The organism is Arenibacter sp. S6351L, from assembly GCF_023016025.1.
GTDB lineage: Bacteria > Bacteroidota > Bacteroidia > Flavobacteriales > Flavobacteriaceae > Arenibacter > Arenibacter algicola_B.
In genome coordinates, this window is sequence record NZ_JALKBB010000004.1 from 173252 (window position 1) to 197298 (window position 24047).

The following is a 24047-nucleotide window of genomic DNA, read 5'->3' on the forward strand; positions in this document are numbered from 1 at the left end:
TCCCATAGGTAATGGGATGGCTACTATTGGAACTGTAGATGATTTAGCAATAGCCCAGAGCCTGGGGCAACATATGTCAATACAGTATTGTTTTCCTTTTTCAAGGATTCTTTAATGTCCATTACTGTAAGTTCTCCCTTGCCCACTTGAATCAAAGCCCCCATTATCATTCTAATCTGATATCTCATAAAGCCTTCCCCGGTAATATGGAGGGCGTAACTCACTTCCGGAAAAAAATTGGCCGTCAATATTTCGTTTTTTTTTATTTCACATGATTCTATAGTCCTAAGCACTTTTGTGTTGGGCTGAAGTCGGGCCGTATAGGATGAAAAATCATGGGTGCCAATAAAAAGTCGGGCACAATCAGACATTAGATCCACATTGAGTTCGTCTATGATATTTGCCAAAAAGGGCGCGCAAAAGGGGTGGTTTTTTTGTCCAAAGGAAAAAAGATATACATATTCCTTTAGTTTACTTTCTTGGATGATATTGAAGTTTTCATTGATCTGGTCTATACTGATAACCCGAATATCCGGTGGTAGGTTTGCATTAAAATCATACATGAATTCCTGAAGGTCTTCTAGGGGTTCCTTATCCAAAAATAGTTCAAAGGCCGTGTTTAAGGCAGATACTTTGGCATCTGTACGTCCGGCTCCCAGGATCTTGAATTTGGAATTGGGCAAAACAAATTTTAAGGTCTTTACCAACATACCCTCCACCGTTTTTTGATTCGGCTGCTTTTGCCAACCGCTATAGCGAAAGCCTAGGAATTGAACATGTATTAAATAGTAAAAACGGGGTGTTTGCATTTGGTGTATATGTTGCTCGGCTACATACGAACATAACCTTGGCAAAGATAGGAAAGGAAGGTCGGATTTATGTTTGCTCCTTAAACGTATTTTAAAATATATTGGTCATGAGTTCGTCGTGCTTTTTGGTACTTCGTCCGAGCCCCCTTTTTTCTATCTTAAATTTCTATATATTCAACGAAATTTTGCATATCGAGTAGGAATTTAATTGTAATTATGTTGAAAATTGTCCTATAATCTTAAACCTTAATTATGGAAAATTCCGTTAAACGAACCACTCCCCAAATTAATATTATCCTGACCATTGTTTCCCTGTTGTCCTTAATAATCCTTGGTTTTTATAGCATGTACGGGAATACCTTTGTTTTTAATAAATTGGGGAGTTATATCTTTCCTTTGTTGACAATGATCCACTTTCTTTATTTATATGTATTATGGTTTAAGATAACAGAAAAGGAATATCCTGATATGATCATGAAAAATATTGAGTATGTGATGTATGGAATCCTATTGGCCTATGGATATAATATTTATGAAACCTTTTTAATACTTGGTTCCCAAAATGAATTTCAGGACCATGTTATACCAAGTTCTTTCGTCCCTATGGGCTTCTTGATTATTGCATTACAAACCCTGTTGGTGCTACTTACCGTTTGGTCCTTTGTCATAAGAAAACGGATAGTAGGCAAATATGATTTTGATTACTTGAACAATCACATTGATGCCTGGGAGTAAGCTTCTATATATTACAATCCTCTTATAAAGCTACCGTAAACATCTTTTATCTGATACCCTATTGTATAACGCTGTTTGCTCAATTTTTTATGGGCAACAAGTCCCCACAATAGCAATTCCTTTAGAAAATAGGTATCTTCCTTTTTAATGTCAGGTTGGTATTTAACGATCAATTGTTGAAGTGGAATAATGCTATCGAGCTTTTCCTTGTATTCCTTATCAGTGGCATCATCCAACAAATCAAAACCTTCCCCATCAAAAAACCAACTTACCAATTCATCATAAGGCCCTTCCGCATCCTTGCGTTCCAATTTATCAATTTTGGGGAAATAATTTAGGAAGAGGGACTTTACGGCATCTTCGATCAATATTTCCGCTACACTGCCCGAACCTTCCTGTTCCCCTTCATAAACCAATTCTATCTTACCGATAATAGAAGGAATAACCCCCATAAAATCGCTTAGTCTTACCATAGTAGTTTCTTGGCCATTCTTCAACACCCTTCTTTCAGCGGTGCTCATTAGGTTTTCGAAGGAAGTTATGCTCATCCTGGCGCTTATACCACTTTTGGCATCTACATATTCACTTTCCCGGGCTTCCCTGCTTATTTGTTCTAAGAGATCTTTTGCCAAATCAGGGACATAAATGGCCTCGCTTTGGCGTTTATCCAATTTCGATTCCTGTTCCGTAATTTTACGTGCGGTTTCAATGTCCTCAGGATAGTGCGTTAAAATCTGGGACCCTATCCTATCTTTTAAAGGGGTTACAATACTACCCCTATTGGTATAGTCTTCAGGGTTTGCGGTAAATACAAACTGCAGGTCCAAAGGCAATCGAAGCTTAAACCCCCTTATTTGTATGTCGCCCTCCTGTAGGATATTAAAAAGGGAGACCTGTATCCTTGCCTGTAGATCCGGCAGTTCATTGATTACAAAAATACAACGGTTGGCACGTGGGATCATTCCAAAATGTATAACCCTGTCATCTGCATAGGACAACTTTAGGTTGGCGGCTTTAATGGGGTCAACATCGCCAATTAAATCGGCCACGGTTACGTCTGGTGTAGCCAATTTTTCATAGAATCGATCACTTCTGTGCAGCCAGGAAATAGGCGTTAAGTCGCCGTGTTCCTTTATAGTTTCAATGGCAAACCGTGAGATTGGACTCAAAGGGTCATCATTTATCTCCGAACCGGAGACTATTGGAATATACTCGTCCAACAAATTAACCATTAGCCTTGCCAAACGTGTTTTGGCTTGGCCCCTAAGCCCTAATAAATTAATGTTGTGCCTAGATAATATAGCTCTTTCCAGTTCGGGAACTACGGAATTTTCATATCCCCATACTCCAGGAAATGTAATTTCATCCGACTTTATTTTGTCAATAAGATTTGCCCTTAACTCATCCTTTATTTTTTTTGTTTTGTATCCTGCCTTTCTAAGTTCTCCTAGGTTGGTAATTTCCTTATGATTCAATTTCATATGTAAAAATTTATATTTTGGTCTCCCTATCTATTTGGGTACTACAGGGAACGGAGCTTAATAGCTTTTACCAATTTTTGTTTTTTATTAATTATCCCTTTAATCTTTTTCTCCTATTTTGTTCGTAATCCTCAAAAATCATTTCACCAAGTCCCTTTAAGCCGGTAAAGAAAGCCTTCCCCTTATTGGCTTCCGTAAAATGCCTCACAAATTGTGTTAAATACGGGTCTTTGGCAATCATAAAGGTGGTTATGGGAATATGGAGTTTTCTGGCCTGTCTGGCCATGTTGTAGCATTTCTCAACGATATAATCATCCAAGCCCACACTGTTTTTATAATAGGTGCCATCAGCCAATCGAATGCAGCTGGGTTTACCATCGGTAATCATAAATATCTGTTTGTTCGTATTTCGCTTTCTACGGAGCATGTCCATCGCCAATTGCAATCCTGCAACGGTATTGGTATGATAGGGCCCCACTTTTAGATAAGGCAGATCCTTTATTGGAATGGGCCAGGCATCATTGCCAAAAACCAAAATCTCCAAGGTGTCCTTCGGATAACGGGTCGTAATCAGTTCTGCCAAGGCCATGGCGACCTTTTTTGCCGGCGTAATGCGGTCTTCGCCATAGAGTATCATACTATGGCTAATGTCTATCATTAAGACCGTACTCATTTGAGCTTTAAATTGGGTATCCTCTACTACTAAATCCTCTTCGCTTAAATGGAAATTACCGATACCATGATTTATCTGGGCATTTTTTAAACTCTCCGTCATGGAAATCCGCTCTAAACTGTCGCCAAATCTATATTCCCTGAATTCTCCCATATGTTCATCCCCCCTACCCGATAAACCGGTTTTATGGTTGCCCGAGCCACTGCGTTTGATCTTGCCAAAAATTTGATTCAAGGCCGCTTGCCTAATAATGCGTTCCATTTTGGCGGTTATGGACAAATCTGCCTTTTGTTCCCCCGAACCGTCGCCATCACCATCCTTAGGTTCTTCCTTAAGAAATCCCTTGGCCTTGAGGTCCTCTATAAAATCATCAATGGTATAATTCTCATCGGTAAGTTCATATTCCTTGTCCAGCTCCTTTAACCAATCCAAAGCCTCATCCACATCTCCCGAAGTATGTGTAATCAGTTCCTTGAAAATATCAAAAAGCTTTTCGAAAGGAGTTTGCTCTGGGGCTTCATAGTTGGAAAATCGAAACCCTTTTCTTTTATTATCAGCCATACTATAAAATTACTTAATTTGGTTTAGACCATTTCCTTTTTAAAGAAAACTTAACGGTTTACCTATATTAGTACCGCTTGGATCATAAAAACCTTTCATATTACAGGGCATTTTTTAACACTCCTTCCCTTTGGACAGGAGAATTGGACGGTTTGAAGCAATTTGTGTTTCCAGAAATATATTTTGAAAATTTGGATATGGGATTAATACCCTCCAATATAAGGTTGGGGCATAAAATAGAACACATTTTTCTAAAGCTTATCCAACATTCAGGGCAATACAAAGTAATAGCGCACAACATTCCCATAAGGAGGGATAAAGTAAGTTTAGGGGAAATAGATTTCTTATTGCAAGATGTTGATAGTCAAGAATATATTCATATTGAATTAACGTATAAGTTTTATGTAATATCTGAGGTAGCAACGAATATTGAGGGCCAATTGATAGGGCCCAATCAACGCGATTCCTTTCAAGCCAAGAAAGACAGGATCATAAATCATCAGATTCCACTTTTGAAGACACCGGAAGCCACATCTGTGCTGCAACGGTTTAATATAGAAACTTCGGAACTATTGCATCAGGTTTGCTTTAAATCCCAATTATTTATCCCTTATATGGCAAATAATTTGGATTTGGCCCCATTTAATTCCAATTGTATAAGTGGTAGGTGGATTCCTTTCCAAAAATTTAATTCCCCTTGGTTTTTTGAACACCGTTACTATTTACCCTCCAAGCAAGAATGGCTTCTGGACCCGCATCAAGGAGTTAATTGGCTTAGCCATAAAGATATGCTGGAATTGATTTCAATTGGATTGGAAAATAAAAATTCGCCATTATTATGGATGAAATCATCTGATTTTACCATTGAAAAACTTTTCATTGTTTGGTGGTAAAACCTATTAAATTTGGAGGAAATAAGGGAGGTGTAAAACCTGTGTAAAAATAACAGAAATGGGTTGGGTCGGCAATATCGGGTTTAAAGTTTCGTTTTTTCAAGACAAATCATAAAACCCCGCACTTATGAAAAAAGTTTATTTGTTGTTCTTTTCATTGTTTGTTTTTTCAATGGCACAGGCAAAGGACGATTGTGAATTAATTTATTCTACCGCTTCCTATGCCCTGAATCATGCCAAAAGTGCATTAAAGGCGAACAACTATGATCATCAGAAATACTATTCAGGCAAGGCCTTGGAGTCCTACGAAAAACTTTTTAAGCTATTGGAAGGGAGTCAATGTGAAGGACTTTCAGAAAAAGTTCAGGACATTATAGCAGATGCCTTAAAGGCTGCGGACCCTGCTGACTGGGATAGAGGACGTTACTATAGTAAAAAGGTATTCACAAGTACCCAAGACCTAATAAGCCATATGGATAGTAGGACTGAGGTTGCAGGAGTGGACAGTACAGATTAGTTTTTTGGGTATTTTACCCATTCTTATATTAAATAAAAAGTCATTGTATACCGGTTCAACTTAATATTACGTTGTCCAAGTAAGCAATGACTTTTTCTTTTTTTTTGTTCCGTAGAATTCTTAGCCGACGATATCCAAAGGCGCTGTGGTTTTCCAATTGCCCCGTGTAAAATCCGGAAACTCTTGGGGTGCACCGTTTTGGGCCACGGATACCTCGCTCAAAGTTCCTACAGCACTCCAATAACAGCCTTCGTATACGTTCTGATCTAAAGGAAGGCCATTGCGTAGGCACTCGATGATCCGATACCTCATTATGAAGTCCATTCCCCCATGTCCGCCCATTTTGGTAGCCAATTCTCCCAAGCGCACATACAATGGATGTTCATATTTTTCAAAAATCTTCTGCAATTGCTCTCCTTCTGCCCATTCGTGGTGGTTATCCGGGCCACCTTCAACCCCTCCTTCCAGGGCAATCCGGGTCGGGAAGCCTGTCAGGGTTCCTTTTGTTCCTTGAATGAGATTATGTCTAGTATAAGGTCTGGGGCTTGTTTCATCCCATTGTACCATAATAGTCCTGCCCATGTTTGTTTTAACTATTGAGGTATTTATATCCCCACCTTTGAAATCCAACTTATTCCATTTGTGGTCTGCTGGAAAATTCTTGGCAGCGTATAGATTACGTCCTTTTCCGGGAGAAGAGAAAGAGTTTATAAATTTAAAATTATCTTCTCCCCGGGCTAAATTCATATATTGGGCAACAGGTCCCAATCCATGTGTAGGATAAAGATTGCCATCGCGATTGGCATAATGATAGGTACGCCAAGATCCGGTACCGCGTTCCACCGAATTCATTTGACCTCTTAATTCGTGGATGTAGGCAGCTTCTCCGTGGAGTAACTCCCCAATAACACCTTGTCGGCACATATTTAAGTAAAGGAGTTCTTCCCTACCGTAGTTGACGTTTTCCATCATCATACAGTGCTTTTGGGTTTTTTCCGAGGTATCCACAATATCCCACATCTCCTGTATGGTTAGAGCAAGAGGAACTTCAACAAAAACATGGGCCCCACTTTTCATAGCTTCAATGGCCATGGGGGCGTGCAATTCCCATGGGGTACAGACGAAAACCGCATCAGGTTTTTCCTTTTTTAGCATTTTTTTCCAATCGTCTTCACCATTGGTATACAGCTTTATCTTCTTGTGACGGGTCCCTGCACCGTTCTCCGTACATACCTTCGCAGATTTCTCGGCCAAATCTTGGTACAAATCACTGATAGCCACTACCTCTGTTCCTTCAATGGCCGCAATCTGTTGTGCATGCCCGGAACCCCGGGCACCTACCCCGATAAAAGCACATTTTACTGTTTCCAATTTAGGAGCAGAAAATCCACCCATATACATGGCGCCAGGTAAAGATGCCGGAATATTATACGGCTTGTTGCCAGTGATTGAATTGGACCATGCCGGGGTCATTGCCAAACCCATACCAGCAATGGATGTTTTTCTAAGAAAATCTCTCCTATTTGATTTCATAGTCTATCATCTTGTTAATGTTATTGAATAATGCTTCCAGTTTTTGAAGATAAGTTAATTTTTTTTACAAAAAAAAACCAAGTTGGAAATTGCACAATTTTCAAGACATATGAAAAATATCCATAAATCAATGCCGAGACTTCAAAACATTAACTATGTCTTGAAGTTTAAATCCTTTTGCCTGTAGCAATATTAGGTAATGGAACAAAAGATCGGCACTTTCATCCTTAAACAGCTTGTCGTTGTCGTCTTTGGCCTCAATTACGACCTCTACGGCCTCTTCGCCTACTTTCTGTGCAACTTTATTGATGCCGCTCTTAAATAGAGAGGAAACATAGCTAGGCTTTGCTCCTACTGGAATTTCTACCTTTCCTTTAGCTTGTTCTTTTCTGTTTTGGATAATATTTTCCAATTCAGAAATAAATCCAAAGGAAGTACTGTTTTCTTGGCCCCAGCAGGTATCGGTTCCTTTGTGACAAGTTGGTCCAACAGGATCTACCATGACCAATAGGGTGTCATTGTCGCAATCCAGTTTAATATCCACAAGATTCAAAAAATTTCCGCTTTCCTCCCCTTTGGTCCATAATCTTTTTTTGGTTCGACTAAAGAAGGTTACTTTACGGCTATCCACTGTTTTTTTGTAGGCCTCTTGGTTCATGTAACCGAGCATAAGTACATTTTTGGTAAGTGCATCCTGGACTATGGCCGGTACTAGGCCATCGTTATTTTTGTTAAAGTCTATGTTCATGATTTTGGATTCCATAATGGTTTTATAATCTAACCGGTATATTATTTCTTTTTAACTCTTCTTTCAAGTCCTTAATCTCAATTTCCTTGAAGTGAAAAACGCTTGCCGCCAAAGCTGCATCGGCCTTGCCTTCAATAAATGTATCAGTGAAATGCTGCATATTTCCTGCGCCGCCCGATGCTATTATGGGAATATTCAATTCGGTGGATAATTTGGCCAAAGCTTCATTGGCAAATCCGTCCTTAGTACCATCATGGTTCATGGAGGTAAAAAGGATTTCTCCGGCCCCACGGTCTTCCACTTCCTTTGCCCAGGTGAATAGATTTAGCGTTGTAGGCACCTTCCCTCCTACCAAGTGAACAATCCATTCCCCATCTATTTGTTTGGCATCTATGGCTACAACTATACATTGGGAACCAAATTTGGCCACTAGGTCATTGATCAATTGAGGATTTTTTACGGCCGATGAATTTATGGATACTTTATCCGCTCCGTTGTGCAGCAAAATATCCACATCTTCCACTGAAGAAATACCACCGCCTACAGTAAACGGAATATTCACTTTTTCGGCAACGCGCAGCACTAAATCGGCCAATGTTCTCCTCCTTTCCTCCGTAGCGGAAATATCTAGGAAAACAAGCTCGTCCGCTCCGGTTTTGGCATAGATTTCAGCCAATTCCACAGGGTCCCCTGCATCTCGCAGATCTACAAAGTTTATCCCCTTTACCGTTCTACCATTTTTAATATCCAAACAAGGGATTATTCTTTTTGTTAACATTGGGTAATTTTATTTTTGTCTTTGGAGATGAATCCAGTTATTATCTTCAATGCTATTACTAGCTTGCCCCGTTATACTACAACAGGATTTATTGGTTAAATGTTTAGAATGAACTTTTCCAATTGTTTTAAACTAATTCTATTTTCATAAATGGCCTTTCCAATTATAGTTCCTTCGCAGCCCAACTCCGCCAATTTAGGGAGTTCGTCATAAGTTGAAATACCGCCACTGGCTATAAGTAATAGTTTAGGTCCACATTCTTCCAAAATCTTGCGGTACAAATCAAAAGAAGGGCCTTCCAACATGCCATCTTTACTAATATCGGTACAGATAACCCCTCTGATTCCTTCTTTTTGATACCCCTGTATAAAGGGTACCAACTCCTCCTGTGATTCTTCCATCCAACCGGATACGGCAACCATCTCATCCTTGACATCCGCTCCTAGAATAATCTTCTCGGGACTGTATTTGTTGATCCAAGAGATAAAGGTTTCCCTGTCCTTTACGGCAATACTTCCTCCTGTAATTTGATTGGCCCCACTTTCAAACGCTATTCTTAGATCCTCATCTGTCTTGAGTCCACCCCCGAAATCTATTTTTAAGTTGGTATTGGAGGCAATTTTTTCCAGTACTTTATGATTTACGATGTGCTTGGATTTGGCACCGTCCAGGTCTACTAAGTGTAGGTATTCTATACCATGGGCTTCAAACTCCTTTGCAACCTCCAAGGGATTCTCATTGTAAATTTTCTTGGTGTCATAGTCTCCCTTGGAAAGTCTAACACATTTTCCTTCAATGATGTCTATTGCAGGTATTATTCTCATTTTTGTTTTTAATTAAGTCCCTATTGGTATTTATTTATACTTGGGTCTCTATGGTTTCGATAAAATTTCTAAGAATCTGTTCCCCTACTTCACTGCTCTTTTCTGGGTGAAATTGGGTTCCATAAAAATTATCCTTTTTTAAAGCAGCACTATATCCCAACCCATATTCGGCTTCGGCAATGGTTTCTTCGCACAAAGGGGCATAAAAACTGTGAACTAAATAAATATGCTCTTTTTCTTTCACGTTCTTGAATAAATCGGATTTCAAATTGGTAATTTGATTCCATCCAATTTGCGGAACTTTTACGTCTTTGGAAAATCTAACCACATCTACATCAAAAATACCAAGGCCCTGTGTATCTCCTTCTTCAGAGGAATGACACATTAATTGCATCCCCAGACAAATTCCCAAAACCGGCTGTTTTAATTTGGGTATAATCTGGTCCAATTTACTTTCGCGCAATTTTTTCATGGCACTACTGGCTTCCCCAACGCCAGGAAAAATAACTTTATCGGCCGCCATAATTTCATCTGCATCTTTGCTCAAGATAGCTTCGTAGCCCAAGCGTTGAAAGGCAAATTTAATGCTCTGTATATTTCCTGCTCCGTAATCTATAATTACTATTTTCATTTTCTTTGTCCTTTGGACATATTTTTTGCCCACTAAGTGAGATTTGAATGCCCCGACGCTTGCCTGCCCATTACTTTAAGGTAGGCTTGCCCTGAGGTAATCGAATTTTATAATACTCCTTTGGTACTCGGTAGCACCATTTTTTCTACATCGCGTTTCACAGCCATCTTAATGGCTTTGGCAAATGCTTTGAAAATCGCCTCGATCTTATGGTGTTCGTTCTTGCCTTCGGCCTTGATATTAAGGTTGGCCTTAGCCCCATCTGTAAACGATTTAAAGAAATGATAAAACATTTCCGTAGGCATTTTGCCTATCATCTCCCTTTTAAATTCTGTTTCCCACACCAGCCAGTTTCGTCCACCGAAATCTATGGCTGCCTGTGCCAAACAGTCATCCATGGGCAAACAGAAACCATATCGCTCTATGCCCAATTTATTGCCCAGGGCTTTATGGAAAACCTCTCCCAGCGCTATGGCAGTATCTTCAATAGTATGGTGTTCATCTACTTCCAGATCTCCCTTAACCTTGATTTCCAGATCCATTTGGCCATGACGCGCCAATTGATCCAACATATGATCAAAGAAGTCCAATCCGGTACTGATATCACTTTTGCCGGTACCGTCCAAATTGAGTTTTATAAAAATATCGGTTTCATTGGTTTTCCGCGTTATTTCTGATACCCGGTCTTTCAGTTTTAAAAATTCGTAAATTTTTTCCCAATCATTGCTTTCCAGGGCTATGAAATTATCCAATTCCTCCCTTTTAACGGATATTTCCCCAGTCCCCAAATTAGTATTGTCATTGATGAAGATTCCTTTGGCCCCTAAATTCTTGGCCAGTTCCACATCGGTCAAGCGATCCCCTATTACAAAGGAATTGGCTAGATCGTAGGCTTCGGAGAAATATTCGGTAAGCAATCCGGTTCCCGGTTTTCGGGTATTGGCATTTTCGTGGGGAAATGTCCGATCCAGAAATACCTTATCAAAAACAACACCCTCATTTTCGAAGGATTTTAGTATACAATTATGTACCGGCCAAAAGGTATGCTCTGGAAAAATATCGGTTCCCAATCCATCCTGATTGGTAATCATCACCAATTCATAATCCAATTCCTTGGCTATTTTACCCAAATAAGTAAAGGCTTTGGGGTAAAACACCATCTTTTCAAAGGAGTCTATCTGCTCATCTACTGTTTCTTTAATGATGGTTCCGTCCCTATCTATAAAGAGCACTTTTTTCGCCTTTTGCTTCCCTTGTGGGGAATTTGTATTTGTATCCGGACTCATAGTATTATATGGTTGTTATATTCTGCAATGCACTTATCAATGTCTCATTTTCCTCCTTGGTCCCTACAGTGAACCGTAAGGTGTTTTCGCAAAGGGGTTGGGTTGTTCTGTTGCGGACAACAATACCTTTTTTTAGTAGTTGATTATATCTTTTGGTAGCATCATCCACTTTGGCCAACACAAAATTAGCGTCGGAAGGGTATATTTTTTCCACGAAATCTACTTGGCTTAATACATTAACAAGAGCCTCCCGTTCCGTTAAAATATCCGAAACCTCCAAATTAACCGCATTTGTGTCCAAAACCCTTTCCAGTGCTCTTTGCTGGGTTAATTCATTTACGTTGTACGGAGGTTTAATTTTATTCAATACTGAGATAATTTCTTCTGAAGCGTAACATGTTCCCAAGCGTATTCCGGCCATTCCATAGGCTTTGGACAAAGTTTGGGTAACTACCAGATTGGGATAGTTGGCCAATTCCGTAATCCAGCTCTTCTCACTTGAAAAGTCGATATAGGCCTCATCCACGACTACCAATCCATTAAAATTGTCCAACAACTCCCTTACGCTGCTATTGGAAAAACTATTCCCTGTTGGATTGTTTGGGGAACACAGAAATAATAATTTACTTCTGTCGTCGGCTATACTAAGTATTTTGGGCACATTGGGTTCAAAATCCTGTGTCAAAAGAACCTCCCTATTCTCCACGTTGTTAATACCTGCAAGTACCTTGTACATGCCATAGGTTGGAGGTAGGCTTATAATGTTGTCCTCTTTGGGTTCACAAAAGGCCCTAAAAATTAAATCCAGTACTTCATCGCTACCGTTGCCCAATAGAAGTTGTTGGGAAGAAACTCCTTTTCTTTCTGCCAATACCTCTTTTAAACGTCTTTGGTGCGGATCGGGATATCTATTTACCCCAGTTTCAAAAGGATTTTCATTGGCATCCAAAAATACCATCTTGGAGCCGTCCGAAACATATTCGTCCCTTGCAGAAGAATAGGGGCTCAATCCCTTTACGTTTTCCCGTACTATATTGTTGATATTGAATATTTTCGTTTTCATTCTTTTTGTGCTTTTCGCCATTTGGCTACGCTAGCATTAAGGTGATTTACCTCAATACATGGGTCCCCTTATTTTAAACTGTCCAATCTAAGCGTTACTGCATTTTTGTGAGCCTGTAACCCTTCGGCTTCGGCCATTAACTCAATGGTCTTGCCAATTTCCTGAATCCCTTTTTCAGATATTTTCTGAAAGGTCATGCTCTTCATAAAACTATCCAAGTTTACCCCGCTATACTGCTTGGCATATCCGTTGGTAGGTAGGGTGTGATTGGTTCCCGATGCGTAATCCCCCGCACTTTCCGGAGTGTAATTCCCAATAAAAACAGAACCGGCATTATAGGTTTGTCCTAAATAAAACTCCTCGTTTTGAACACATAAAATGTAATGTTCCGGCCCGTATTCATTTATTAGATCTACAGCTGTCTGTTGGTCTTCCACGAAGATCAACTTACTATTGGCGATGGCCTTTACGGCTATTTCTTTTCTGGGCAGGTCCTTAATTTGCTTGGCAACCTCCGCTTCTACCGCATCTATTAGGGTTTTTGAAGTGGACACCAAAATGACCTGACTGTCCACACCGTGTTCGGCCTGACTCAATAGATCGGAGGCCACAAATGCGGCATTGGCGGTATCATCGGCCATGACCAAAAGTTCACTGGGACCGGCTGGCATATCTATGGCGATTCCGTATTTAGTGGCAATCTGTTTGGCAACGGTAACAAATTGGTTACCCGGTCCAAATATCTTGTATACAGGAGGAATGGTTTCCGTCCCAAAAGTCATGCTGGCAATGGCTTGGATGCCGCCCACCTTGAATATTTTGGTAACGCCACATAGGTTGGCAGCATATAAAATAGCTGGATGTACTTTCCCTTCCTTGTTGGGAGGTGTACATAGAATAATTTCTTTGCATCCGGCAATATTGGCAGGAATGGCCAACATTAAAATGGTAGAAAATAAAGGGGCAGTACCCCCTGGAATATATAAGCCTACCTTCTGAATGGGCCTTTTTTCTTGCCAGCACATTACACCATCTGCAGTCTCTACTGTAATTCTTTCAGTTTTTTGTGCCTTGTGAAATTTTTCAATATTGTTTTTAGCTTGTTGAATAGCTAATTTTAAATCATTGGAAATCAATTTGTTGGATTCCTCTATCTCCATAGAAGGTACCAAAGTGTCCTGTAAGAGCACCCCGTCAAATTTTTTGGTGTAGCTACTTACCACGGCATCCCCACCGGCCTTTATTTCCCTGAAGACAGAATTGACAATATCCTCGATGTCGGAGACAGATTGTGTAGGCCGTTTTAAAACGGTCTTCCATTGTGTTCTTTCCGGATTGTATATTTTGTTCATTACTATAATACTTTTTGCATGTGGTAACCTATAGCCTTATAACCTTGTTTGTTCCAAAACCGAACACCTTTCTCATTATTTATATAGCAGTTGATCTCAGCGGTATTGCATCCAATTTCCAACGCATAATTTAAAACCTGATCCAACATTAATTTCCCGACTCCAGAACTTCTATATTCTGGCAATACAAATACATTGTCCGGTTCCAGATGTTTACCTACGTATAACTTATTTAAAATCCATACCCCACAAATGCCGATCAATACTTCTTTATCATAAGCTCCCAAACATTGATATCCATCCATGAGCATATCCTGCAATCTTTTTTTAAGGGTTTCTACAGGTACTTTATAGTTGTTGAGCATTTGTACCAAAGGTAAAATTTCATTCATATTCTCCTTTGGGATGAACCCTATTTGAAAATCAGTAGCCATAGCACTATTACAACACCATTTTTTCAATAGGGCAAACCAATATTCCTTCTGCTCCTGCTTTTTTTAGCTCTTGGATTACCTCCCAGAACTTATCCTTATTGATTACGGTATGTACGGAACTCCATCCTTCTTCTGCTAAAGGAAGTACGGTTGGACTCCTCATGCCCGGTAATAATGCGATAATATCGTTTAACTTTTCGTTTGGTGCGTTTAAAAGAACATACTTGGACTGTCTGGCACGTAATACGGATTGTATCCTGAACCTTAAGTCCTCCAACAAGACTGTCCGTTCTTGGGAAATTTGTGGAGAAACGGCCAGTACGGCTTCACTGGTCAACATTACCTCAACTTCCTTTAAATTGTTTTTGAACAGCGTACTACCACTGGAAACAATATCGCAAATGGCATCTGCCAAACCAATATTTGGAGCAATTTCTACAGAACCGTTTATAATGTGAAGATCCGCTTTTACCCCTTTGCTATCCAAATAATTCTTTACGGTATTGGGATAGGAAGTGGCAATCCTTTTACCTTCAAAATCGGTCACCGATTTGTACTTGACCGATTTTGGGACCGCCAGGGAGACTTTGCATTTGGAAAAACCAAGTTTCTCGGCGATGGAGATATCCTCACCTTTTTCTATGAGGACATTTTCGCCAATAATGGCGATATCTACGACCCCATCCCTAAGATATTGGGGAATATCCCCATTTCTAAGATAGAAAACCTCTAAAGGAAAATTTCTGGAAGAAGCCTTAAGTTGGTCTTTTCCATTGTCTATGGAAATACCACAGTCCTTTAATATTTGAAGTGAGTCTTCGTTTAATCGGCCGCTTTTTTGGATCGCAATTCTAATTTTTTTCATTTTTGGTATTTTGTTTTTGGCCTGAACAAATCTAACAGGTTGTTAAATACAAAACCCGTTTGATTGCTCAAACGGGTTAGAATATAGTTTAGATACAACAATACATTCCTAGCTCGCTTGATTGCAAGTGAAGAAATGATGATGATGTGTCCTGTTGTTTTTCATGATAAGGCAAAATTAAAACTATTTTTCAACCTTGGAAAATTTATACGGAACAATTTATTTTAAAATTGTTAAATTATTATTGATTCCCTAGTATAATTGGCATTCCTGATTCCCCACTTCCAATAACGATTACCTTGGCATTGGTAGATTCCGATAATTTAATAGTCGCATCAATACCCTTGTCCTGTAATATTTTGTCGGTTAAGGAAGCACTTAATATGGTATTGGCATCTGCTTTACCCTGCGCCTCAATACGCACCTTTTCAGCTTCTTTTTGTGCGGTTACCAATCTAAATTCATACTCAAGGGATTCTTGTTCCTGTTTAAGTTTACGCTCAATGGCCTCCTTAATAGTAGCTGGCAGGGTTACGTCTCTAACCAAAATTTCATTGAGCTGAATGTATTGGCCGTCAACAATTTTCTGGGTTTCTTCAAAAATCTCCTGTTGAATGGCATCCCTTTTGCTGGAATAGAGCTGTTCCGGGGTATATCTTCCAACAACGCTTCTCGCTGCTGATCTGATAGTCGGCAATAATACACGTTGTACATACTCAGTGCCTTTTTCTTGGTGCAATTTTCCTAAAAATTCTCTTTTTGGCTCAAACCAGGCCGAAGCTTCCAATTTAATTTCAAGACCGTTGGACGATAATACCTGCATTTTTTCCATAAGCTCTTGTTGCCTCACCTCATATATAAATACCTTGTTCCATGGCGCTACTATTTGGAATCCCTCTCCCAGTGGTGCCTCATCGGTGACCACTCCTCCACCAAAAGTTTTGTATAGCACTCCGGCTTCCCCTGAACCAATGGTAACAGCCGATTTTGAAATTAATATTACAAGAACTATTAAGCCGAATATGGCCGGTAATGCAATTTTTGGTAATTTGTCCATTTATTATATTTATTAAGTTAATCCGTTATACTTCCTGATAAACCATTCCAGCGATAAGGCCGCAATGATAAATCCTAAAAGAAATTTAAAATCGATTAAAGGTACGACAATTTGTTTGCTTTTTTGAACAGGGACAAACTTAGAATCGGTTTCCAATGCCATTACCAAAGAGTCCATTTGATCCGGAAAGTAAAGTTTTCCCGCTGTATTGTTTGCCAGACGATTCAGTTTACTGTAATTGCTGGAAGAGAATTGTTTTTCGGCATCAAAATCCAATATGGAAAAGCTACCTGACCTACTTAGGTTCTCTTTGGTTACAGTAGCAACAAAATCATATTTTCCCGGGGGTAAGTTGCTTAGGTCTGCCTCATAGTAACCATCCTTTAATAACATTGGAATTTCTAATGAGGTATTGGTGGATTTATTCTCCACTTTTATGTTGATGGATGCATTGGAATCAAAAGCAAAAGCCTCATCAAAATAATTAGCCTTTATTTTTGTTTCACTACTGTTATTGTAAATGGAACTATAATCCAATACAAATCTATTTTTACCTTTGGAGGTAGAAAGGTAAAGAATCAGTTTTCCGAGAAATGCATCAAAACTCTTAAATGTTTGATCGTTCCGGTAATTTTGAACCCTCCATTTCCATATGTTTTCCCCTACCAATATGGCATGTTTTGCCGTATCCTCTTCTGCAGTGGTCAATAAGGGTTGGTCCATATCCACCCCTTTGATGCGGACTTTTAGCAAGGGTTCTCCCCTGCCCAAAATATTCACCGGCCCTGCGTCCGATACAAGGGGCGGAAAACCTTCCAGGGAGAAATCCGAAATATCAAACTTTGAAAATGTGGCATTCTGGCTTGCAAATAATTCTTGCACTGGATAGCCTGTTTCTATATGGAAGTTGTTTTGAATTTTGTTTACAAAATTTAGGTCGGTATACGTGCCCAATACGGTAAAAGAGTTGGAATTTCGCAATTGGATTTGTTTGTAAACCTTATCAAAAGAGGCATCGGGCTGATAGAGTATATAAACGTCAACCTCCTGCAATTTGCTTAAATCGGTGTCAGGTCTATAAATGGAGACCAACCTTTGCTCGTTGCTCTCAATGGCTTTCTTAAGAGCGCCAATATCCGGGTGTTGGACAGTGGAAATGATGGCCACATTTGTTTTTTCGTCCAATACTTCCAAGGCCAATAATTTTTCATTGTTCACCTTATTTTTTTCATTTGGCAATGGGGTTACGGCCACCTTAATATTTTTCATCCCTACCGAATTGGCCTCTATCTGTGTGTTGACAATCTTAGTGTTGGAAACATTTGAAAACGAAACTTTTTCCTTGTATTCCAATTTGTCATCCATAAAAACTTGTAACTCCGAAGAGACCTTTTCCTTGCCGTCATAAGAAATAAAAACTTCCAAGGGGAATTTGTTCTTTAAAAAGGCATATCTATTGGCATTTATTTGGCTTATTGCTATATCTTCATATTTTGTGGTATCCCCCAAAACAACAGGATAAATAGGAAATTTTTGTCGCTTGCCATAAAATTCATAATCTTCTCCTATGGTCTGATTGCCATCGGAAAATAGCACTACTGCGGTATTGGTACCAGTGAATATTTCGTTTAAACTAGCCAAGGCCTTGGAAATATTGGTGCTTTTTTCTGTGAGACTAAGGCTATCGGAATTGGATAAATCCGCTCCAAATCTGTAATTGAGTATGTTGAAATTTTCGGATAATGATCCCACATTATTCTTTAATGAAGAAAGGTCGGAGATTACTTGGGTCTTATCCTCTGACGTCATTGAGGATGAATTGTCTGCAAGTAGCACCAAATTGGGCTTTTCCAGGCTGTATTCGTTCTTGGTAAATTTTGGATTTATAAAGAGTAAAATAGTTCCGAATATGGCCGAAAAACGTAAAAAGGAAAGGATTACCTGTAGTTTTCCCTTCCTTTTACTTTTGTAGTAATATTGAAACAGTACCAGTGCCAGTGCCACTATGGCCGCAAGCAATATTAAAAGTACTGTTTGTAATTGTATCATTTATGGTCGTTGGAATTATTGCTGTGTGCTGGATACTTGATGAGCTTGGTCAGCACGGCGACAAGCCGTAACCGGGAAAAAGTATTTCTACAGCTAGTTCAAGGCCTGTCAGGTTGAAAATTAAACCTAGGTGAGCATTCCTCCATCCACATTTATAACTTGTCCTGTAATATAAGCCGAGAGGTCCGAAGCTAAAAACAGACAGGCATTGGCAACATCTTCTGGTTGGCCTCCTCTTTTTAACGGAATACCATCGCGCCATCCCTGCACAACCTTGGCATCCAACTTATCTGTCATTTCTGTTTCAATGAAGCCTGGTGCAATAGCGTTACATCTTATGTTCCTGGAACCAAGTTCCAAGGCAATGGATTTGGTAAATCCGATCATTCCGGCTTTGGAAGCCGCATAATTTGCCTGGCCCGCGTTACCCTTCACCCCTACTACACTACTCATATTTATTATAGAGCCTTTTCTTTGTTTTAGCATGGTTCGCTGTACGGCCTTTGTCATATTAAAAACCGATTTTAAATTTATTTCTATAACAGAATCGAAATCATCTTCACCCATCCTCATCAATAGATTGTCCTTAGTAATACCGGCATTGTTGATCAGAATATCGATTACACCCCCAAAATCTTCCAATACTTGTGATACCAATTTTTCTGAATCCGCAAAACTGGCGGCATTGCTCTTATATGCCTTGGCTTTTACACCATAGGCACTCAACTCTTTTTCCAAGGCCAAAGCCGGGGCTTCACTGGAACTATATGTAAAGGCAACATTGGCACCGTGCTTAGCAAAAACTTGCGCTATTCCAGTTCCAATTCCCCTGCTTGCTCCGGTGATTATTGCATTTTTTCCTTCTAGTAACTTCATCTGTCTTTAGTTTCTTAGTTGATAATCAAATATAAGTTATGTTTTAGCTGTTTTAAAATTTTTACCCTAAATGCTGGTATAAAATTTTTACGCCCTGGTAATTCCAGACAAAAAAAATCCCGCTTATCCTGAAAAATTCCGAGCTAATCGGCACAGTATAAACGGAATTAAATTTATTGAATGGGGGTTATCCCAATACTTGTTTTACTTTTAAACCAATTTCGGCAGGGGAATCAACAACATGGATTCCACATTCCCTCATAATTCTTTTTTTGGCCTGGGCCGTATCATCACTACCTCCAACTATTGCACCTGCGTGTCCCATAGTTCTTCCTGCAGGAGCTGTTTCACCAGCTATAAATCCAACGATTGGTTTCTTGCTTCCGCTAGCCTTGTACCATTGAGCTGCATCAGCTTCCAGTTGTCCGCCTATTTCACCGATCATAACCACACAGGTGGTTTCTGGATCATTGATCAATAACTCTACCGCTTCCTTTGTAGTAGTGCCAATTATTGGATCCCCGCCAATTCCTATGGCAGTTGTAATTCCTAGACCCTGGCGTACTACTTGATCGGCGGCTTCATAGGTTAAAGTTCCTGATTTGGAAACAATTCCTACAGTTCCCTTTTTAAAGACGAAGCCTGGCATAATACCCACTTTGGCTTCCCCTGGGGTAATTACTCCAGGACAGTTTGGACCTACCAATCTGCAGTCCATATGTTTAATATAGTCATATACCTTCACCATATCGGCAACGGGAATTCCTTCTGTAATTGTAATTATAACTTTAATTCCAGCGCTAGCAGCTTCCATGATTGCATCTGCAGCAAAAGCTGGTGGCACAAAAATGATGGTGGTATCGGCCCCAACTTTTTGAACGGCTTCTTCAACTGTATTGAACACAGGTTTTCCCAAATGCTCTTGTCCACCTTTGCCTGGTGTTACCCCACCAACCACATTGGTGCCGTATTCGATCATCTGTTCGGCATGAAAAGTACCTTCGCTACCTGTAAAACCTTGAACAATAATTTTGGAATCTTTATTTACTAAAACGCTCATTATATATTTGGTTTAATTGATTCTTGCAAAAATAAAGTTTTGAAAAGGAATTCTAAACTATTCTCCTGCATATTTATTTTTCTAATTTTTTTAATATAAAAGGGATTTGTTTGACAAAGGCCAGCTGCTTTAATTTTTCCCTCATTTCTTCCGCCGGGCTACCAAAATAATTTTTCCCCCCTTCCAGAGATTTTGAAACTCCCGATTGTGCACTAACTATTGCTTTTTTTCCAATGGTAGCGGCACTTGTTACGCCAACCTGCCCCCATAAGGTAACTTCATCTTCGATGATTACGCATCCAGCAATACCGGTTTGGGATGCTATTAGGCATTTCTCCCCAATTACCGTATCATGACCTACATGTACTTGGTTGTCCAACTTTGTTCCTTTTTTTATAGTTGTGTCGCCTGTAACACCCTTGTCTATAGTACAAAGTGCACCTATGTCCACCTTGTCCTCTATAACGACCCTTCCGCCCGAGATCAATTTATCATATCCTTCCGGTCTTTTTTTGTAATAAAAGGCGTCCGAGCCCAATACCGATCCTGAATGAATAGTAACATTGCTTCCTATTACACAATTGTCGTAAATGGATACGTTGGAATGGATAAGGCAGTTATCCCCTATTACTACATTGTTCCCAATAAAGCAATTGGGTTGTATAATAGTATCCTTACCTATCTTGGCAGTGCTCGAAATGTTGTTTTGGGCCTTAATAAAAGGCTTAAAGAAAAGGGTGAGGATATTAAAATCCCTAAAAGGGTCGTCTGAGATCAATAATGCCTTCCCTTCAGGACAGTCCACTTTTTTATTGATTAAAACAATGGAAGCTGCACAGTTTAGGGCCTTGTCGTAGTATTTAGGATGATCCACAAAAACGATATCACCTTTCTCCACGACATGGATTTCGTTCATGCCCAAAACAGGAAAATCGTCATGGCCCACATAGTCAGCATTGATTATGGTCGCAATCTGGTTAAGCGTATAAGGAGATGGAAATTTCATAAAAAGGTTCTTATGCCATTAAGCAGCAAAAAGTTTGGTGTAAACTGTATTATTCCTTAACACGCTCCATATAAGCGCCTTTTTCCGTATCAATTTTTATTTTATCGCCTTCATTTATAAACAAAGGAACATTTACAGTAGCTCCTGTTTCAACCTTGGCAGGTTTGGTTGCATTGGTAGCCGTATTGCCTTTAACTCCAGGTTCGGCATATGTAACTTCCAAAATAACGCTGGCAGGCATGTCTACTGATAGTGGCATACTGTCCTCTGTGTTGAAAAGAATGGTTACTACTTCGCCTTCCTTCAATAAATTAGGCGCATCCAAAGAGCTTTCTTGAAGCGTAATTTGGTTATAGTCGTCCGTATTCATAAAGTGGTAGTTTTCCCCTTCTGCATATAAAAACTGATAGGAGCGGGTTTCCACTCGCACATCTTCAATTTTTGCACCTCCGGAAAATGTGTTGTCCAACACTTTTCCAGTACTTACACTTTTAAGTTTGGTCCGTACAAAAGCAGGACCCTTCCCCGGTTTTACATGAAGAAATTCAATTATTTTGTAAATGTCGTTGTTGTACCTAATGCACAATCCTTTTCTAATATCTGATGTTGATGCCATAAAATTCTAATTAGTACTGAAATAACCTTTCATGATTCCTCTTTGGGAATCCCTTATAAATTGTAAAATTTCATCCCTTTCCGGAGTAGCCTCCATTTCTGCTTCAATAATTTGAACAGCCTGGGTATTATTATAATTCTTTTGATATAGTATTCGATAAATATTCTGTATCTCCCGGATTTTATCGGAATCAAAGTTTCTTCTTCTCAATCCTACGGAATTAATACCTACGTATGATAAGGGTTCCCGTGCCGCTTTTACAAATGGAGGTACATCTTTCCTTACCAGGGAACCGCCCGTTACAAAGGCGTGGCGACCAATGGATACAAATTGATGTACGGCTACCAATCCGGCCAATATTACATTGTCACCAATGGTAACATGTCCGGCCAAGGTGGAATTGTTGGAGAAAATACAATTATTGCCAACCAGACAATCGTGCGCAACATGGCAATAAGCCATTATTAGACAATTGTCCCCAATAACCGTTTTCATCCTATCCGATGTGCCTTTGTGTATGGTGGCACATTCCCTTATAGTGGTGTTGTTGCCTATTATGACGGTGGTGTCTTCCCCTTCATATTTTAGATCCTGCGGTGGTGCAGATATGACGGCACCAGGAAAAATATTGCAGTTTTTCCCAATACGTGCCCCTTCCATTATGGTAACATTGGAACCTATCCAGGTACCATCCCCAATTACTACATTATTGTGAATAGTTGTAAACGGTTCTACTACAACATTTTTGGAAATTTTAGCTCCAGGGTGAATGTAAGCCAGTGGTTGATTCATCCTTCTTATTTCTTTTTAACTATTTGAGCCATCATTTCAGCTTCGCAAACCAATTTACTATTGGCATAGGCATAGGCCTGCATGTGACATATACCTCTTCTAATAGGTGTAATTAAACTACAGTGGAAAATTAGTGTATCTCCCGGAAGTACCTTTTGCTTAAACTTCACATTATCAATTTTCATGAAAAGTGTAAGATAATTTTCGGGATCCGGAACGGTACTCAGAACCAATATACCCCCAGTTTGCGCCATCGCTTCAACCTGAAGTACCCCTGGCATTACAGGAGCGCCGGGGAAGTGACCCACAAAAAATGGTTCGTTCATGGTCACATTCTTCATTCCTACCACATGTTGGTCGGAAAGTTCCAATATTCTGTCTATAAGCAGAAAAGGAGGTCTGTGCGGCAACATGTCCATAATTTGATGGATATCCATCAAAGGTGGTTTGTTTAAATCATATTGCGGCACATGGTTTCTCTTTTCCATTTTAATGATTTTGGACAATTTTTTGGCGAACTGTGTATTCACAAAATGTCCAGGCTTATTGGCAATTACTTTCCCTCTGATCCTTGTTCCGGTCAAGGCAAGATCACCAATAACATCAAGTAACTTATGTCTGGCAGCTTCATTGGGTTGGTGCAGCGTTAAGTTGTCCAATATCCCGTTGGGCTTTACCGATAATTTTTTCTTGTTAAAAGCTTTTTCCAGCTTTTTCATAGTGGAATCGGAAATCTCTTTATCCACATAAACAATGGCGTTATTTAAATCGCCACCTTTTATAAGGCCGTGTTCCAACAACATTTCAAGTTCGTGTAAAAAACTAAAAGTTCTGGCGTCCGCTATTTCCGATTTAAAATCGCTTAAATTCTCTAAAGTGGCATTTTGGGTGCCAAGTACTTTTGTGCCAAAATCTACCATGGTAGTAACCTGGTAGGTATCCGATGGGATAATAGTGATTTCACTACCGGTTTCCTCATCTTTGTAAGATATAACGTCCTTAACTATAAACTCATCCCGCAAGGCATTCTGCTCAACGATTCCTGCCTCTTCAAGTGCTTCTACAAAAAACTTGGAAGACCCATCCATTATTGGAGGTTCAGGGGCATTCAACTCTATTAGGACATTGTCTATTTCCAAGCCTACCAGGGCGGCCAAAACATGTTCCGAAGTTTGAATCTTTACCCCACGTTTCTCCAGATTGGTACCACGTTGGGTATTTACTACATAATTGGCGTCAGCTTCTATGATGGGTTCACCTTCCAGATCCACACGCTTAAAAGCATAACCAAAATTTTCAGGGGCAGGAACAAACTTCAATGTTACATTTTCCCCTGTGTGCAATCCTACACCCTTGAGTGTAATTTCCTTTGCAATTGTCCGTTGTTTTGTAGTTGTATTACTCACCG

Annotated in this window: 24 protein-coding genes; 3 read left to right on the forward strand and 21 right to left on the reverse strand. The window is 39.7% G+C overall.

Going from position 1 to position 24047, the window contains the following annotated elements:
* Positions 1–23: 23 nt before the first annotated feature.
* Positions 24–809: a tRNA pseudouridine(38-40) synthase TruA gene (gene truA / locus MWU82_RS05195; protein WP_247095491.1), complete on the reverse strand. Its 786-nt coding sequence runs from the start codon at positions 807–809 to the stop codon at positions 24–26.
* A 252-nt stretch (positions 810–1061) separates the two neighbouring features.
* Here truA and MWU82_RS05200 point away from each other — a divergent pair, with 252 nt between their 5' ends.
* Positions 1062–1544, forward strand: coding sequence for a hypothetical protein (locus MWU82_RS05200; protein ID WP_215948233.1), 483 nt, complete (start codon positions 1062–1064; stop codon positions 1542–1544).
* Positions 1545–1555: 11 nt separating this feature from the next.
* Here MWU82_RS05200 and MWU82_RS05205 read toward each other — a convergent pair whose 3' ends face one another.
* A complete protein-coding gene (locus tag MWU82_RS05205) occupies positions 1556–3025 on the reverse strand; it encodes a magnesium chelatase (protein ID WP_215948234.1) in 1470 nt (489 codons plus the stop codon).
* A gap of 91 nt (positions 3026–3116) precedes the next feature.
* On the reverse strand, positions 3117–4259 hold the full coding sequence (locus MWU82_RS05210) for a VWA domain-containing protein (RefSeq protein ID WP_247095492.1): 1143 nt from the start codon (positions 4257–4259) through the stop codon (positions 3117–3119).
* Positions 4260–4336: 77 nt separating this feature from the next.
* On the opposite strand from MWU82_RS05210, the gene MWU82_RS05215 reads away from it, so the two are divergent.
* Complete coding sequence (locus tag MWU82_RS05215) at positions 4337–5152, forward strand: DUF1853 family protein (protein ID WP_215948236.1); 816 nt, start codon at positions 4337–4339, stop codon at positions 5150–5152.
* A 127-nt stretch (positions 5153–5279) separates the two neighbouring features.
* Positions 5280–5669 (forward strand): hypothetical protein, encoded by a 390-nt coding sequence (locus tag MWU82_RS05220; RefSeq protein WP_215948237.1) that lies wholly within the window; start codon positions 5280–5282, stop codon positions 5667–5669.
* A 120-nt stretch (positions 5670–5789) separates the two neighbouring features.
* Here the strand turns inward: MWU82_RS05220 and MWU82_RS05225 are convergent, their stop codons facing one another.
* From MWU82_RS05225 to MWU82_RS05310, 18 genes are all read right to left on the reverse strand, one after another.
* The gene (locus tag MWU82_RS05225) at positions 5790–7202 is read right to left on the reverse strand and encodes a Gfo/Idh/MocA family oxidoreductase (protein ID WP_247095493.1); all 1413 of its coding nucleotides are present in this window, start codon (positions 7200–7202) and stop codon (positions 5790–5792) included.
* Positions 7203–7329: 127 nt separating this feature from the next.
* Positions 7330–7950, reverse strand: a complete 621-nt coding sequence (hisIE, locus tag MWU82_RS05230) for a bifunctional phosphoribosyl-AMP cyclohydrolase/phosphoribosyl-ATP diphosphatase HisIE (RefSeq protein WP_247095544.1) — start codon at positions 7948–7950, stop codon at positions 7330–7332.
* Positions 7951–7972: 22 nt separating this feature from the next.
* Positions 7973–8728, reverse strand: coding sequence for an imidazole glycerol phosphate synthase subunit HisF (gene hisF / locus MWU82_RS05235; protein WP_247095494.1), 756 nt, complete (start codon positions 8726–8728; stop codon positions 7973–7975).
* Positions 8729–8823: 95 nt separating this feature from the next.
* Positions 8824–9552 (reverse strand): 1-(5-phosphoribosyl)-5-[(5-phosphoribosylamino)methylideneamino]imidazole-4-carboxamide isomerase, encoded by a 729-nt coding sequence (gene hisA, locus MWU82_RS05240; protein ID WP_247095495.1) that lies wholly within the window; start codon positions 9550–9552, stop codon positions 8824–8826.
* A gap of 34 nt (positions 9553–9586) precedes the next feature.
* Complete coding sequence (gene hisH / locus MWU82_RS05245) at positions 9587–10183, reverse strand: imidazole glycerol phosphate synthase subunit HisH (RefSeq protein WP_215948241.1); 597 nt, start codon at positions 10181–10183, stop codon at positions 9587–9589.
* Positions 10184–10290: 107 nt separating this feature from the next.
* Positions 10291–11469 (reverse strand): bifunctional histidinol-phosphatase/imidazoleglycerol-phosphate dehydratase HisB, encoded by a 1179-nt coding sequence (gene hisB / locus MWU82_RS05250; protein ID WP_247095496.1) that lies wholly within the window; start codon positions 11467–11469, stop codon positions 10291–10293.
* 4 nt (positions 11470–11473) lie between these two features.
* Positions 11474–12532: a histidinol-phosphate transaminase gene (gene hisC / locus MWU82_RS05255; protein ID WP_215948243.1), complete on the reverse strand. Its 1059-nt coding sequence runs from the start codon at positions 12530–12532 to the stop codon at positions 11474–11476.
* 68 nt (positions 12533–12600) lie between these two features.
* Positions 12601–13884 (reverse strand): histidinol dehydrogenase, encoded by a 1284-nt coding sequence (hisD, locus tag MWU82_RS05260; RefSeq protein ID WP_247095497.1) that lies wholly within the window; start codon positions 13882–13884, stop codon positions 12601–12603.
* A gap of 2 nt (positions 13885–13886) precedes the next feature.
* A complete protein-coding gene (locus MWU82_RS05265) occupies positions 13887–14276 on the reverse strand; it encodes a GNAT family N-acetyltransferase (protein WP_247095498.1) in 390 nt (129 codons plus the stop codon).
* 49 nt (positions 14277–14325) lie between these two features.
* Positions 14326–15183 carry an ATP phosphoribosyltransferase gene (gene hisG / locus MWU82_RS05270; protein ID WP_215948246.1) on the reverse strand — a complete coding sequence of 286 codons (858 nt, stop codon included), beginning with the start codon at positions 15181–15183 and terminating at the stop codon, positions 14326–14328.
* A 241-nt stretch (positions 15184–15424) separates the two neighbouring features.
* A complete protein-coding gene (locus tag MWU82_RS05275) occupies positions 15425–16240 on the reverse strand; it encodes a prohibitin family protein (protein ID WP_215948247.1) in 816 nt (271 codons plus the stop codon).
* Between the two features lie 12 nt (positions 16241–16252).
* The gene (locus tag MWU82_RS05280) at positions 16253–18289 is read right to left on the reverse strand and encodes a VWA domain-containing protein (RefSeq protein WP_247095499.1); all 2037 of its coding nucleotides are present in this window, start codon (positions 18287–18289) and stop codon (positions 16253–16255) included.
* A 126-nt stretch (positions 18290–18415) separates the two neighbouring features.
* Positions 18416–19165 carry a 3-oxoacyl-[acyl-carrier-protein] reductase gene (gene fabG, locus MWU82_RS05285; RefSeq protein ID WP_215948248.1) on the reverse strand — a complete coding sequence of 250 codons (750 nt, stop codon included), beginning with the start codon at positions 19163–19165 and terminating at the stop codon, positions 18416–18418.
* 187 nt (positions 19166–19352) lie between these two features.
* Complete coding sequence (gene sucD / locus MWU82_RS05290; RefSeq protein WP_031444162.1) at positions 19353–20225, reverse strand: succinate--CoA ligase subunit alpha; 873 nt, start codon at positions 20223–20225, stop codon at positions 19353–19355.
* Between the two features lie 73 nt (positions 20226–20298).
* A complete protein-coding gene (locus tag MWU82_RS05295; RefSeq protein ID WP_215948249.1) occupies positions 20299–21231 on the reverse strand; it encodes a UDP-3-O-(3-hydroxymyristoyl)glucosamine N-acyltransferase in 933 nt (310 codons plus the stop codon).
* A 49-nt stretch (positions 21232–21280) separates the two neighbouring features.
* Positions 21281–21847, reverse strand: coding sequence for an elongation factor P (efp, locus tag MWU82_RS05300; RefSeq protein WP_215948250.1), 567 nt, complete (start codon positions 21845–21847; stop codon positions 21281–21283).
* A gap of 6 nt (positions 21848–21853) precedes the next feature.
* The gene (gene lpxA, locus MWU82_RS05305) at positions 21854–22639 is read right to left on the reverse strand and encodes an acyl-ACP--UDP-N-acetylglucosamine O-acyltransferase (RefSeq protein WP_093979885.1); all 786 of its coding nucleotides are present in this window, start codon (positions 22637–22639) and stop codon (positions 21854–21856) included.
* Between the two features lie 5 nt (positions 22640–22644).
* Positions 22645–24045 carry a bifunctional UDP-3-O-[3-hydroxymyristoyl] N-acetylglucosamine deacetylase/3-hydroxyacyl-ACP dehydratase gene (locus tag MWU82_RS05310; protein ID WP_247095500.1) on the reverse strand — a complete coding sequence of 467 codons (1401 nt, stop codon included), beginning with the start codon at positions 24043–24045 and terminating at the stop codon, positions 22645–22647.
* Between the last annotated feature and the right edge of the window lie 2 nt (positions 24046–24047).